This is a genomic window from Rhizobacter sp., assembly GCA_021153565.1.
GTDB lineage: Bacteria > Pseudomonadota > Gammaproteobacteria > Burkholderiales > Burkholderiaceae_C > Albitalea.
In genome coordinates this window covers 1-13,468 of sequence record JAJKJU010000156.1, presented here as the reverse complement: position 1 = coordinate 13,468, position 13,468 = coordinate 1, and the positions used below count along the sequence as shown (strand labels likewise).

Sequence of the window (13,468 nt, the reverse complement as noted above, 5' to 3'; positions counted from 1 at the left end):
CTCTCTTTCTCGAACCTATTTAAGGCCCGAGCATTCGATTGCAAGAAGCCGGGCCCGCTCACAGGCTGGGACCGGCACCGGACTTCAAGCGCTGGCCTTGCTTTGCTCGCGATAAACGAGCAATGGCTTCGCGTCATCTTCAATCGTGTGTTCATCCAACACGACCTTGGCAACACCGTCCAACGTGGGCAGGTCGAACATCGTGTCGATCAGTGACTGCTCCATGATGGACCGCAATCCTCGCGCTCCGGTCTTGCGGGCGAGTGCCTTGCGCGCAATGGCCTGGAGCGCCGAAGGGCGAATCTCGAGGTCAACGCCGTCCATGCCGAAGAGCTTCTGGTACTGCTTGACGAGCGCGTTCTTTGGCTCGGTCAGGATCTGCACCAGCGCGTCTTCCGTCAGTTCCCCAAGAGTGGCCACCACTGGAAGACGACCAACCAGTTCGGGAATGAGGCCAAACTTGATCAAGTCTTCAGGCTCGACCTCCCGGAACACCTCCGAGACGCGGCGTTCAGTCTTGGTATGTACCGTGGCACCGAAACCGATACCCGACTTCTCGGAACGGTTTTGAATGACTTTTTCCAGTCCGTCGAATGCGCCGCCGCAAATGAACAAAATGTTCGTGGTGTCGATCTGCAGGAAGTCCTGGTTCGGATGCTTGCGGCCCCCTTGAGGAGGAACCGAGGCCATCGTGCCCTCAACAAGCTTCAGCAAGGCTTGCTGAACGCCCTCGCCTGATACGTCGCGCGTGATCGAGGGATTGTCGGCCTTGCGCGAGATCTTGTCGATTTCATCAATATAAACGATGCCGCGCTGCGCTTTCTCGACGTCGTAGTTGCAGTTCTGCAGCAGCTTCTGGATGATGTTTTCGACGTCCTCTCCGACGTAGCCAGCCTCGGTCAGCGTTGTCGCATCTGCGATCACGAAAGGCACGTTCAGCAAGCGCGCCAGTGTCTGGGCCAGCAGCGTCTTCCCCGAGCCCGTCGGACCAATCAGCAGGATGTTGCTCTTGGAGAGCTCGACATCTTCCTTGTTGCGACTCATATGCTTGAGCCGTTTATAGTGGTTGTAGACCGCGACAGAGAGCGTGCGCTTGGCAGGCTCCTGCCCGATCACGTATTGATCGAGGATTGATTTGATTTCCGTCGGGATCGGCAAGTCGGAACGAGCGGTCTTCGGATCGGAGCCTTCGGCGGGCACCTCGTCGCGAATGATGTCATTGCACAGCTCGATGCATTCGTCGCAGATGAAGACGGACGGACCGGCGATCAGTTTCTTAACCTCATGCTGGCTTTTACCGCAGAAGGAGCAGTAGAGAACTTTCTCGCTGGAGGAGCCCTTTTTGTCGGCCATGGGTGGTCAGTCGCAGTGCAGGTAAAGCTGCTTCAATGATAGTGGAAAAGAAAACGGGGCCTTGATGAAAAAAAAGACCCCGTTCCCTGCCCAAATTCGTGTCAAAACGAAGTTCAGGATCGTTTTTCGAGAACTTGATCAATTAGGCCGTAGGCCTTGGCCTCCGAGCCGGACATGAAAAAATCACGTTCGGAGTCGAGCCTGATTTTTTCAAGGGGTTGTCCAGTGCGCTCCGCCAGAATTTGATTGAGGCTTTCGCGAAGTTTCAAGATTTCTCGCGCCTGAATTTCGATGTCCGTGGCCTGGCCCTGCGCGCCACCTGAAGGCTGGTGAATCATCACGCGTGAATTGGGCAATGCGTAACGCTTGCCCTTGGCACCAGCCGCCAGAAGAAACGCGCCCATGCTCGCCGCAATGCCCATGCACAGTGTGGACACATCCGGTTTGATGAACTGCATCGTGTCAAAAACCGACATGCCCGCGCTCACCGAACCGCCCGGCGAGTTGATGTAGAGCGAAATGTCCTTGTCAGGGTTTTCGCTCTCGAGAAACAGCAACTGCGCGACGACTAGATTCGCCGTCACGTCGTTCACTGGTCCGACGAGGAAAATCACGCGCTCGCGGAGCAGCCGCGAGTAGATGTCGTAGGCGCGCTCACCGCGACCTGACTGTTCGATGACGATGGGCACCATGCCCAGACCTTGTGTCTCCAGCGCGCTCATGTGAGTCCTTGGAAAGTAAGAACGGAACAAAGAATGTTGGGCTTGATTATGTCGCGGCAAGAGCGCTGCCGCTGAAACGAAAGAGGCACCCCGCCTGACGGCGCGGTGCCTCGTCCTTTGACTGTGCAATAAGGACGATCAGGCGGACATCAGTTCATCAAATGGCAGCGCCTTCTCGGTGACCTTGGCCTTGCTCAGGACGAAGTCGGCGACATTGTTTTCGATCACGACAGCTTCCACTTCGGCCATGCGCTGGCGGTCGCCCAAATACCAGCGAACCACTTCGGTCGGCTTCTCGTAGCTCTGCGCCATTTCTTCAATATGGGCTTGAAGTTGCTCGGGCTTGGCGTTCAGGTTGTTCGAACGGACCAACTCGGCCACTACGAGACCCAATCGAACGCGCCTCTCGGCTTGCGGTTGGAAGATTTCAGCGGGGATGGGCGCGCTTTCCGCATCTTTCACGCCACGCTTCTTCAGGTCGGCGCGGGCGTCGGCAATCATGCGATCGGCCTCTTGCTGGATCAGGGCATTCGGCACGTCTAGTTCCGCGATCTTCACAAGTGCGTCCATCACAGCGGCCTTGTTGCGAGACAGCACGCGGAATTTGACTTCACGCTCGAGATTTTTCTTGACATCGGCACGCAGGCCTTCGACGGCACCTTCCTTAATACCCAATGAAGTGGCGAACGCCTCGTTCACTTCGGGCAGGTTTTGCGCCTCGATCCTCTTGACCGTAACAAGGAAGTCGGCCTCCTTGCCAGCCACGTCCTTGCCGTGATAGTCGGCGGGGAACGCGAGCGGGAAGGTTTTGGATTCGCCGGTCTTCATGCCGCGAACCGCCTTGTCAAAGGTCTCGAGCATTTGCCCTTCGCCGATCAGGAATTGGAAGTTTTCGGCCTTGCCGCCCTCGAATGGCACGCCGTCGATCTTGCCTTCGAAGTCGATGGTGATGCGGTCGCCCTCTTGGGCGCCTTCAGTACCCGGACGCTGAGCAAAGGTGCGGCGCTGCTTGCGAAGGATGTCAATGGTCTTGTCGATGGCGGCATCCGTCACTTCGGTCGTGACCTTTTCGACTTCGGCGGTCGCGATGTCACCAAACTTGACCTCGGGGTAGACCTCGAACGTGGCGTCGAAAGCGATCTGGCCTTCGGCCGCGCCCTCCTTCTCGCTGATGCGAGGCGCACCGGCAACACGCAGCTTGGCCTCGTTGGTGGCCTGCTGGAAAGCCTGGCCGACCTTGTCATTCATGACTTCGTACTGCACGGAGTAGCCGTAGCGCTGGGCCACCACCGAAATAGGCACCTTGCCCGGACGGAAACCGTCGGCCTTGACGGTGCGCGAGAGGCGCTTCAGACGCGACTGCACTTCATTGTTGATGGTGTCTGCTGCGAGCGTCAGCGTGATGCGGCGTTCGAGCTTTTCGAGAGTTTCAACAGTCACGGCCATGATCAAAAGACTTTCAATTTCGTTGTGGTGCGCGGGGCGGGACTCGAACCCGCACACCATTGCTGGCGTCAGGACCTAAACCTGGTGCGTCTACCAATTTCGCCACCCGCGCTGGGCCTAACAGGACAGCTTGCATGTGGAAAAAGAACCGGAAATTCTTCTTCCAGACAAGAAGGGAGCCTAGGCTGCCTTTCAAAGCGATCCGGTAAACCGCGCATTTTAGCCGGCTGCGAGCGCATTCTCGGCGTCGGGTTGCAGGGACTTCTCCTGATCTACAGATTTCACACGGAACCAGGCCGCATACATCGCCGGCAAGGCGAGCAGAGTGAGCACAGTTGCAACCACCAAGCCACCCATGATGGCAACGGCCATCGGCCCCCAGAAAACGCTGCGTGACAAAGGAATCATCGCGAGCACCGCCGCCGCGGCCGTCAGGATGATCGGCCTGAAACGCCGAACTGCAGCCTCGACTATCGCGTTCCAGGTCGAGACGCCCCGCTCGCGGTCCTGTTCGATCTGGTCGATCAGGATCACCGAGTTGCGCATGATCATGCCCATGAGAGCGATCACGCCCAGCAGCGCGACGAAGCCGAAGGGGCGGCCCAACAACAACAGTGCGCCTGCGACACCGGCGATACCCATCGGGCCGGTGAGGAACACGAGAATCGCGCGGCTAAAGCTGTGCAACTGAAGCATCAGCAGCGTGAACATGATGAAGAGCATCAGCGGCGCGCCCACGGCAATCGAGCCCTGTCCCTTGCTACTTTCCTCGACCGCACCGGCCACGTCGATGCGATAGCCCGGCAGCATCTTGTCGCGAATCGACTTGAAAAGCGGATCGAGCTGCGCCGTCACTGTCGCGCCTTGCAGGCCTTCGCTGATGTCACCCTGCACGGTGGCCGCGTAGTCGCGCCCCTCGCGCCATAGCACGCCAGGCTCCCACACAAAGTTGGCCTTCGCGATCTGCGACAGCGGAATGCTGCGGCCGGTCGTCGTCGGCACATAGGCGCTCGCGAGGTCCGTTATCTGGTTGCGCTCCGCCAGCGGCTGGCGCAGCACGATGTCGATGAGCCGATCGCCGTCGCGGTACTGGCCGATGGTCGATCCACTATTGATCGTGCGCGCCGCCTGCGCAATCGCCTGGCTCGACACGCCCAAGGTGCGCGCCTTGTCCTGGTCCACGTCCAGGCGAAGGGTCTTCACCGACTCGTTCCAGTTGTCGTTGGTGCCACGCATGTTGGGGTTGGTGCGCATGATCGCTTTCACTTCGTCGGCATAGGCGCGAACCTTGTACGGATCCGGGCCGACGACGCGGAACTGCACGGGGTACGGCACCGGCGGTCCATTGGGGAGCAGCTTGGCGCGGCCGCGCGCCTCCGGGAACTCGGTGGCGAGGATTTCGGGCAGCATCTTGCGCAGTCGCTCGCGCGAGGCCTGGTCCTTGGGCAGCACGACCAACTGGCTCACATTGCTTTGCGGAAAGATCTGGTCAAGCACCAGAGCGAATCGCGGCAGGCCGCTGCCGATCCAGGTTGTCACGTGATCGACGCCGTCGAGCTTGGCGACACGCGCCTCGACGCGCTTCGTCACTTCCTCGTTCGCCTTGAAGGACGTCCCCTCGGGATACCAAAGATCGACCAGCACCTCGGGCCGGCTCGAATCCGGGAAGAACTGGTTCTGCACCTTGCCCATGCCGAAGATGCCTAGCGCGAGCGAGCCCACCGTCAATGCGATGGTGATCCAGCGATGTTGCACGCACCAGTTCACGACAACGCGAAAGCGCGTGTAGAACGGCGTGTCGAACAGTTCGTGCGGCTGGTCGCCGGCGGCGTGCGGCTTGGTCCTGAGCAGCAGCGTACCGAGGTAGGGCACGAAATACACCGACACGAGCCACGAGATCAGCAGTGCGGCAGCGGTTACCGCGAAAATCGCGAACGTGTATTCACCCACGGTCGACTTCGCCATGCCGATCGGCAGGAAGCCCACCGCGGTGATGAGCGTGCCCGTGAGCATGGGCATCGCCGTGGCTTCGTAAGCGAATGTCGCAGCGCGCACCTTGTCGTAGCCCTCTTCGAGCTTGCGCACCATCATCTCGACCGCAATGATTGCATCGTCCACCAGGAGGCCGAGCGCGATGATCAGCGAACCCAGCGAGATCTTGTGCAGTCCCACGCCCCAGTAATACATGGTGACGAAGGTGATCGCGAGCACGAGTGGAATCGTGATGCCCACGACGGCACCCGGGCGCCAGTCGATCGTGAATTTCCAGCTGCCCGGCTTGAAGTGCATGCCCAGACTGACGAAGCTCACCACCAGCACGATGATCACCGCTTCGATCAGCGTGCCAACGAATTCGCCCACGGATCGCGCAACGACGGTCGACTGGTTCTGGAACTGCTGCATCTCTATGCCAACCGGCAGTTCTGCTCGAATCGACTCGGTCGTTGTCTTCAGCGACTTGCCGAGGTCGATGATGTCGCCGCCCTTGGCCATGGAAATGCCCAGGCCGATGACTTCCTTGCCGCGGTCGCGCACCTTCACCTGCGGCGGATCCACGTATGCCCGCTTCACCGTTGCGATGTCGCCCAGCTTGAAGCTGTTGCCGCCGGCACGGATCGCAAAGACCTTGAGATCGTCAACCGAGTTGAACTGCCCACCCACGCGCACTTGCAGGAAGTCGGTAGGCGAATCGATGACACCGGCCGACTCGACCGCGTTCTGCTGGCCGAGTTGAGAGATCACCGTGTTGAAGTCGAGCCCCAACTGCGCGAGCCGCTTCTGCGAAATCTCGATGAAGATCTTTTCGTCTTGCGCGCCGAAGATCTCGACCTTGTTGACGTCTTTCACCTTGAGCAGCCGCTGCCGAACGCGGTCGGCCTGCTCCTTCAGCTCTTCATACGTGAATCCGTCGCTCGACAGCGAATAGATCGAGCCATAAACGTCGCCGAATTCATCGTTGAAGAACGGCCCGATCACGCCGCCCGGCAGCGTGCTGCGCATGTCCTGAATTTTCTTGCGCACCGTGTACCAGATCTGCGCCATCTCCTTGGGTGGCGAAGAGTCCTTCACCTGGAAGATGATGAGCGTCTCGCCCGGTTTCGAGTAGCTGCGGATTCTGTCGGAGTACGGCACCTCCTGCAGCGTCTTTTCGAGCTTGTCGGTAACCTGGTCGGCAATCTGCTGCGCCGTCGCCCCCGGCCAGTAGGCCCGAACCACCATAGCGCGGAAGGTGAACGGCGGGTCTTCGTCCTGCCCGAGCTGGAAGTAGGCCGCAAGACCGAGGACCATCATCACCACAAGGAGGTAGCGGGTCAGCGCAGGATGCTCGAGGGCCCATTTCGAAATGTTGAAGCTCTTCGCATCGCCATCCGCTGCTGCGGCACCAGGTTCCATGACTGTGCTCACGTTCGCCTCGCTCACTTGATGGTCACGGCGGTGGCATTGGCGGAGGCTGCGGCCGCCGCGGCTGCGGCGGCGACGTTCGGGTCGACGTAGAACTTGACCTTCTGGCCTGGGTTGAGCACGTGCACCCCGGCGGTCACGATGATCTGCCCGGGGGTGAGGCCACCGGTGATGATGGCTTCATTGCCGTCGGCGCCGGCGAGTTGCACAGGCTGCGGCCTGACAGTCATGCTCGTCTTGTCGACCATCCACACGATGGTGTGGCCCTGCTCTTCCTTGAGCGCAGACAACGGCAGCTTGTTGATGCCAACAGTCTTGGGCAATTCGACGAGCATCGTCGCCGTCTGCCCGAGACGCACACTGCTGGATGCTTCGGCGCCGAGGTCGGCCTTGACGGTGAATGTGCGGGTCACCGGATCGGCAGCAGCGCCGATCTCGCGGATGGTGGCGGGCATGGCTTGCGCGTTGCCCCACAGACGCACCTTGAAGCGACCCGGCTGGGCCGCCATCGCCTTCACCAGTCCGACCTTGTCTTCGGGAACGGAGAACACCACGTCGCGAGGGCCATCTTGCGCGAGCCGCAGCACAGGCGTGCCGGCAGCGACGACCGCTCCAGGCTCCGCCTCGACGCCGGTGATGACACCGTTGACGTCAGTCACCAGCGCGGCGTAGGCAGTCTGATTGCCCTGCACGCTCGATTGGGCCTTGGCCTGGTCGAGTTGCGCCTTCGCTGACTTCAGCGCAGTCTCGCGCCGCTCGAGATCGGCTGAGCTGATGAAGCCCTGGTCGCGCAAGTCCTTGTAGCGCTTGAAGTCCGCGTTGATCTGATCGAAGTTGACTTGCGCGGCCACCAGGGCCGCGCGGGCGGCGTCCTGCCCGAGGCGCAAGTCCTGCGGATCGAGCTGGGCCAGCACCTGCCCCGCCTTGACGACGGCGCCGGCATCGACGTTGCGGCGAATCAGCTTGCCGCCCACGCGAAAGCCAAGTCGCGATTCGGTCCGGGCACGCACTTCGGCGGCATATTCGAAAACGCCGGCTGCAGAGTCGGTCGACACCGTCATCGTCCGCACGGCTCGGATGGGTTCAGGAGTAGTTTCAGTCTTGGCGCAGGCGGTGAGAAGAGCGGCGCTGGCAATGGTGGAAAGCAGGACGGAGTGACGCATGACAATCCCCGGGCAACGCACAGAAAACGCGGAATGGACAACAGCGGGGTATGAGCATATTCGGGCGAACCCTGGGTGTCAAAATGGGACGAGCGATTCAGATATGAAGAAGGTAGACGTCGCTCTTCGCGTAGACAATGCTGGCCGTGAGCGTTGACCACTACGAGAATTTTCCAGTCGCTTCCCTGCTCTGCCCGCCACGGCTGCGCCCCGCCGTGGCCGCCATTTACTGGTTTGCGCGGACGGCGGACGACATCGCCGACGAGGGAGATGCGCCTCCTGGGCAACGCATCGCGGACTTGGCCGACTATCGGGCGCAGCTTAACGCCGTGATAGGCGGATCGCAGGCTTCGCAGCGCTGGGCCAGCGTGTTTGGCCCTCTCCAACAAGCCATTCGCGACCACGACTTTCCGCCGTCCTTGCTGCACGACCTGCTGAGCGCCTTCGAGCAGGACGTGGTCAAGCACGACTACGTCGACCGCGCCGACCTGCTCGACTACTGCCGCCGCTCAGCGAACCCCGTTGGCCGCTTGCTGCTCCATTTGTACGGTGTCAATGACGAGCGTTCGCGCGCCCAGTCGGATGCGATCTGTACGGCCTTGCAGCTCATCAACTTCTGGCAGGACCTCAGCGTCGACACGTTGCGCGGGCGACTCTATGTGCCTCAATCCGATCGAACAAAGCATGGAGTCTGCGCTGAAGGGCTTCTGGCCCGCAAGGACGACGCACCCACGCGATCGATGGTTGCCGCACTCGTCGACTGGGCCAGAACCCTGATGCTCTCCGGCACACCGCTGGTGCACGCCCTCCCCGGCCGTGCCGGGTGGGAGCTGCGCCTCATGGTGCAAGGGGGGCTGCGAATTCTCGAAAAGATCGAAGGCTTGAACTGTGCGAGCATCGCGGCTCGCCCGCGGCTTCGCTGGTATGACGCGCCCATCATGTTGTGGCGCGCAATCTGCATGCGGCCCGCGCCCCCCGCCATGGCGAGCAAGGCCACATGACCCCAGAACAATACGTGCAAGACAAGGCCGCGAAGAGCGGCTCGAGCTTCTACTACGCCTTCATGTTTCTCCCGCCGCCTCAGCGCGCGGCGATCACCGCCTTTTATGCGTTCTGCCGCGAGGTCGACGACGTGGTGGACGAGGTGAGCGATGCCGGGGTCGCCGCGACCAAACTCGCATGGTGGCGCACGGAGGTCGGATCGAGCTTCTCGGGCAAACCCAGTCACCCCACGATGAAGGCACTGATGCCGCACGTCGCGACCTACGGTATCCAAGGAGCGCACCTGAACGCGGTCATCGAGGGCTGCCAGATCGATCTCGAACAGTCGCGGTACCTCGACTTCCCAGGCCTTGAGCGCTATTGCCATCTTGTTGCGGGCGTTGTCGGCGAAGTCGCCGCGAACGTGTTCGGCCACACCAGCAACCAGACCACCCAATACGCGCACAGGCTGGGCCTTGCAATGCAGCTCACCAACATCATTCGTGACGTGGGCGACGATGCGCGCCGCGGCCGAATCTACCTTCCGGTGTCGGAACTCCAACAATTTGACGTGAAGGCGCACGAGATCCTGAATCGCAAGCCGCCTTTCGGCTATAGCGATCGCTTCACGTCCCTGATGAAGTTTCAGGCCGAGCGTGCACACAGACTGTATGACGAGGCTCTTACGCTGCTGCCTGAACAGGATCGCGCGACCCAAAAGCCCGGACTCATGATGGCCAACATATATCGCACACTGTTGCGCGAGATCGAGGCGGACAACTTTCAGGTACTGCATCAACGGACGTCGCTCACGCCCTTGCGCAAACTGTGGATTGCCATGCGCACGAACTGGAGAGGCCAGTAGTGACGCCGCGCCGTGTCGCGGTAATCGGCGGCGGCTGGGCGGGGATCTCGGCGGCAATCGAAGCGATCCTGTTGGGCGCGCAGGTATCGCTCTTCGAGATGGCACCTCAACTCGGCGGTCGCGCGCGCAGCGTCGACATCGATGGGTTGCCGCTAGACAATGGGCAGCACATTCTCATTGGTGCGTACGTCGAGACCTTGCGGATGATGCATATCGTCGGCGTCGATGTGGACACTGCGTTCCTGCGTACGCCCTTGAAGCTCGTCGACGCGACAGGACAGGGCTTGCAGTTGCCGAGCGGGCATCCTGTGCTGGCTTTCGCTCAAGGGGTGCTGCGGCAACGCTCGTGGCCGTTGGCTCATCGGATGGCGTTACTCGCCACAGCATGTGGCTGGGCATTGGGCGGGTTTCGATGCGATGAAGCCTCGACCGTTGCGGAACTCGTTCGAGGTCTGCCTTCAACTGTGCGCGATGAGTTGATCGACCCTTTGTGCGTGGCCGCCCTCAACACACCGGCGCATTCGGCGAGTGGCAAAGTGTTCCTGCGAGTCATTCGGGATGCGCTTTTCAGCGGACGAGGGTCGGCAGACCTGCTGTTGCCAAGACAGCGCTTGAGCGAGCTGTTGCCGCGACCAGCCAAGCGGTGGTTGATCCAGCAAGGGGCTCAGGTACGCGGGGGCGTGCGTGTCGAGCGGATCGATGCAGCAGGTGTTTCATGGAATGTGGATGGCGAGACCTTCGATGCAGTCATCCTCGCAAGCTCCGCCGCAGAAGCAGCACGATTGACGGGATCGATCAAGCCCGCATGGGCCGCGAAAGCCGCGGCGTTGGGCTATGAACCCATCGTCACCGTCTACGCACAAAGCGACGGCACGCGACTGCCGACACCGATGCTCACCTTGCCGTCGGATGAGCACTCGCGTCCAGCGCAGTTCGTTTTCGACCACGGCCAACTCGGCGGACGCGACGGACTGCTCGCCTTCGTCATCAGTGGCGCGGCGCCATGGATCGCAATGGGCGCGGACGCCACGCGCGACGCGACCCTGAAGCAGGCCCAGTCAGTGCTTTCTTCCCACCTGAAAGCGCCGCTTCGACACCTGCGGTCCCTGACGGAAAAACGCGCGACATTTCGCTGCGTTCCGGGACTCGATCGACCGCACAGCCTGATCGCACCGGGGCTCATCGCCGCGGGCGACTACATCGCCGGACCCTATCCTGCGACTCTCGAAGGCTCCATCCGATGCGCGGTTGAATCGGCTAGGGCAGCAGTCGCGGCATGAGTCAACGCCGCGCAAATGGCGCTGCCAACGGCTCTCCGACAAAAACACCTTGCAAGGGCCACGCCACGCTGCGCCAGTACGCCTCGATCGCCGTGCTGCCCTGCGCATAGTGAAAAAGCAGCACCTTCGGATGCGGAAACTTCTGCGGGTACGAGCACGGCTCGGAGACGGTTCCGTAACTCGCCGTCGCTCCTGAGGCGATCCAATCGAGCGCGCTCATTTGCCCGCTCTTGCCGTCAAGCTGCCCACCGAATGACGTAAGGTGATCGGCCAATGCACCTGGCACCCAGTGGAGCGTGTGCAGCTTGCCCACATGCGTGGCGCCAGTCTCGTACATCAGCAAGCGATCGACGTGCTCGATGGTTTGCGTCTTCTCGGTGTGAACGACGATGCCCGTGCCCCGCAATGCACCGGAAGCCGGGAACAGGGGAGCCCGTGAACTTCTTGCACGATCGTTGGTGATCACGAAGTACGCATTCGTCGGAGGGGCGCCGCGAAGTCCCAAGGAGTGATCCGACGTCACTCCTCTTTCGATCATGCTTTTCGCGCCGGCGACGTCCTTGGCCGCCAACAACATTGACAGGCGCATCTTGAAGCTCGCATAGGGCTTGGACGTCAATGCATTGAAGTACGGCGACGCCTTCGACGGCGAGCAAGTGCTGGCCGAATCGGAGCATAGCGTCGGATCGAGGCCGAGTGCTAGTGCCCCAGTAATGGAGTTGCACGACACCGCGTAGGGTGCGTTCCATGCGAGGGCCAAAGCCTGCGTGCTGCCATTGAAGTGGGCGCTGATCGAGGATCTCAGGTGTTCGAATTCGTCGGAGGTCAACACCGACTTCATGGGCAACTCGACTCGCAACACCTGCTCGGGAGTCAGCTTCCGAGCGTGAATGTAGAACTCGCCGACCTCCACCGAATAAGGGTCAGCCATGTTGATGACCAGCCCGATGTCCTTGCTGGTGAGTCTGTCACCTGGCCGGGCGAAGACGATCGATCTTGGTTTCGAAGTGGACGCTGAATTGCTGGCCGAGAATGCGTCTGGATGGCTCATTGCTGCCGTTGGCGCAGTGGTGGCACCGTCATCATCAGCGCGGGCCACGCCAACATGCAGAGCGAAGAGGAGGATCACGGGCATACGGGCAGCGCGTTGAAACGCAACGCCAAATTTCCCATTGGATCCCGCAAAAGCCATATCCCAGTATGCAGCCGTGCTTTTCGCCATGCAAAATTCAACGTTTTTGAGTGAGAATCGGCGGCATGAAAACCACCGAATCCAAGGCCCCGACGATACAGGTGCTGGAGCGCATGTTTTCGCTGGTGGATGTCCTGGCGTCTTATCAAGACCCCGTGTCGCTTAAAACCATCAGCGAACAGACTGGATTGCATCCGTCCACCGCGCACCGGATCTTGAACGATCTTGCGAGCGGTCGCTATGTCGATCGACCCGAGGCGGGCAGTTATCGCCTTGGCATGCGTCTGCTCGAACTGGGCAACCTGGTGAAGGCCCGCCTCGACGTTCGCGACGCGGCGCTAGGGCCGATGCGTGAACTTCACAAACTCACGCATCAACCGGTGAACCTGTCGATGCGGCAGGGCGACGAGATTGTCTACATCGAGCGCACCTATAGCGAACGGTCCGGCATGCAGGTCGTGCGCGCAATCGGCGGACGTGCACCGCTTCATCTCACCTCGGTTGGCAAGCTCTTTCTTGCACATGACGACCCGCAACGCGTACGCGCCTATGCGACTCGTACCGGCTTGGCCGGCCACACGCGCAACAGCATCACCAACCTGCCGACACTGGAACGTGCGCTTTCGAAGGTCCTGCGTGACGGCACGGCACGTGACGACGAGGAACTGGAGCTGGGCGTGCGCTGCATGGCCGCAGGCATTCTCGACGACCAGGGCAAGCTCGTCGCGGGCCTGTCAATCTCGGCACCTGCAGATCGACTGGAAGAAGCGTGGATGGAGCGTTTAAAAGCTACAGCCGCACAAATTTCGTCAGCACTGGGCCATCGAGGTTTGTCGGCATCAATATGACCGGGCCGGACAACAAGAAGCCCGGCAGTGCCGAACCTTTTTCCTTTGGCGCACCCGCCGCCGCTTCGCAGTCGCCTCTTAGGATTTGGCCCGGAATAGGTTCCCGTTTTGGGGACGCTGGGCGGGATGCGATGCAAGGCGCTCCGAGCGCCGTGTGGCGAGCCACACAAGTGAGGAGCAACGCCGCAGCGCGCCCGCCCAGCGCCCCCAAAACGG

The 13,468-nt window shown here is 61.0% G+C and carries 10 protein-coding genes and 1 tRNA gene; 4 read left to right on the top strand and 7 right to left on the bottom strand.

Translation table 11 applies throughout. The features are described 5' to 3' along the window. Positions 1-84 precede the first annotated feature (84 nt). The 6 genes from clpX to AC30NL_RS09505 all read right to left on the bottom strand — a co-directional run bounded on the left by clpX (position 85) and on the right by AC30NL_RS09505 (position 8,086). Positions 85-1,353 carry an ATP-dependent Clp protease ATP-binding subunit ClpX gene (gene clpX / locus AC30NL_RS09530; RefSeq protein ID WP_489463765.1) on the bottom strand — a complete coding sequence of 423 codons (1,269 nt, stop codon included), beginning with the start codon at positions 1,351-1,353 and terminating at the stop codon, positions 85-87. 113 nt (positions 1,354-1,466) lie between these two features. Beyond that, complete coding sequence (gene clpP, locus AC30NL_RS09525) at positions 1,467-2,075, bottom strand: ATP-dependent Clp endopeptidase proteolytic subunit ClpP (protein WP_489463764.1); 609 nt, start codon at positions 2,073-2,075, stop codon at positions 1,467-1,469. 138 nt (positions 2,076-2,213) lie between these two features. Continuing rightward, positions 2,214-3,521, bottom strand: coding sequence for a trigger factor (tig, locus tag AC30NL_RS09520; RefSeq protein WP_489463763.1), 1,308 nt, complete (start codon positions 3,519-3,521; stop codon positions 2,214-2,216). A 25-nt stretch (positions 3,522-3,546) separates the two neighbouring features. Beyond that, positions 3,547-3,633 (bottom strand) — tRNA-Leu (locus AC30NL_RS09515). A gap of 107 nt (positions 3,634-3,740) precedes the next feature. Further along, the gene (locus AC30NL_RS09510) at positions 3,741-6,914 is read right to left on the bottom strand and encodes an efflux RND transporter permease subunit (RefSeq protein ID WP_489463777.1); all 3,174 of its coding nucleotides are present in this window, start codon (positions 6,912-6,914) and stop codon (positions 3,741-3,743) included. Between the two features lie 23 nt (positions 6,915-6,937). Beyond that, positions 6,938-8,086 (bottom strand): efflux RND transporter periplasmic adaptor subunit, encoded by a 1,149-nt coding sequence (locus tag AC30NL_RS09505; RefSeq protein WP_489463762.1) that lies wholly within the window; start codon positions 8,084-8,086, stop codon positions 6,938-6,940. Between the two features lie 137 nt (positions 8,087-8,223). Here AC30NL_RS09505 and hpnC point away from each other — a divergent pair, with 137 nt between their 5' ends. From hpnC to hpnE, 3 genes are read left to right on the top strand one after another with little or no spacing between them, the layout of a single operon-like run. Continuing rightward, positions 8,224-9,087 (top strand): squalene synthase HpnC, encoded by an 864-nt coding sequence (gene hpnC, locus AC30NL_RS09500; protein ID WP_489463761.1) that lies wholly within the window; start codon positions 8,224-8,226, stop codon positions 9,085-9,087. Beyond that, positions 9,084-9,932 (top strand): presqualene diphosphate synthase HpnD, encoded by an 849-nt coding sequence (hpnD, locus tag AC30NL_RS09495; protein ID WP_489463760.1) that lies wholly within the window; start codon positions 9,084-9,086, stop codon positions 9,930-9,932. Before hpnC ends, hpnD begins: the two co-directional genes overlap by 4 nt. Continuing rightward, positions 9,932-11,212: a hydroxysqualene dehydroxylase HpnE gene (gene hpnE / locus AC30NL_RS09490; RefSeq protein WP_489463759.1), complete on the top strand. Its 1,281-nt coding sequence runs from the start codon at positions 9,932-9,934 to the stop codon at positions 11,210-11,212. Before hpnD ends, hpnE begins: the two co-directional genes overlap by 1 nt. A gap of 1 nt (position 11,213) precedes the next feature. Here the strand turns inward: hpnE and AC30NL_RS09485 are convergent, their stop codons facing one another. Then, positions 11,214-12,263 (bottom strand): TIGR03790 family protein, encoded by a 1,050-nt coding sequence (locus tag AC30NL_RS09485; protein WP_489463758.1) that lies wholly within the window; start codon positions 12,261-12,263, stop codon positions 11,214-11,216. A 206-nt stretch (positions 12,264-12,469) separates the two neighbouring features. Here AC30NL_RS09485 and AC30NL_RS09480 point away from each other — a divergent pair, with 206 nt between their 5' ends. After that, positions 12,470-13,252: an IclR family transcriptional regulator gene (locus AC30NL_RS09480; protein WP_489463757.1), complete on the top strand. Its 783-nt coding sequence runs from the start codon at positions 12,470-12,472 to the stop codon at positions 13,250-13,252. The last annotated feature ends 216 nt before the right edge of the window (positions 13,253-13,468 follow it).

Excerpts from the sequence above, each read along its gene's own strand:
- tig (WP_489463763.1), bottom strand. The coding sequence starts at position 3,521 with ATGGCCGTGACTGTTGAAACTCTCGAAAAGCTCGAACGCCGCATCACG.
- hpnC (WP_489463761.1), top strand. The coding sequence starts at position 8,224 with ATGCTGGCCGTGAGCGTTGACCACTACGAGAATTTTCCAGTCGCTTCC.
- clpX (WP_489463765.1), bottom strand. The coding sequence starts at position 1,353 with ATGGCCGACAAAAAGGGCTCCTCCAGCGAGAAAGTTCTCTACTGCTCC.
- AC30NL_RS09480 (WP_489463757.1), top strand. The coding sequence starts at position 12,470 with ATGAAAACCACCGAATCCAAGGCCCCGACGATACAGGTGCTGGAGCGC.
- clpP (WP_489463764.1), bottom strand. The coding sequence starts at position 2,075 with ATGAGCGCGCTGGAGACACAAGGTCTGGGCATGGTGCCCATCGTCATC.
- AC30NL_RS09505 (WP_489463762.1), bottom strand. The coding sequence starts at position 8,086 with ATGCGTCACTCCGTCCTGCTTTCCACCATTGCCAGCGCCGCTCTTCTC.
- AC30NL_RS09485 (WP_489463758.1), bottom strand. The coding sequence starts at position 12,263 with ATGAGCCATCCAGACGCATTCTCGGCCAGCAATTCAGCGTCCACTTCG.
- AC30NL_RS09510 (WP_489463777.1), bottom strand. The coding sequence starts at position 6,914 with ATGGAACCTGGTGCCGCAGCAGCGGATGGCGATGCGAAGAGCTTCAAC.
- hpnD (WP_489463760.1), top strand. The coding sequence starts at position 9,084 with ATGACCCCAGAACAATACGTGCAAGACAAGGCCGCGAAGAGCGGCTCG.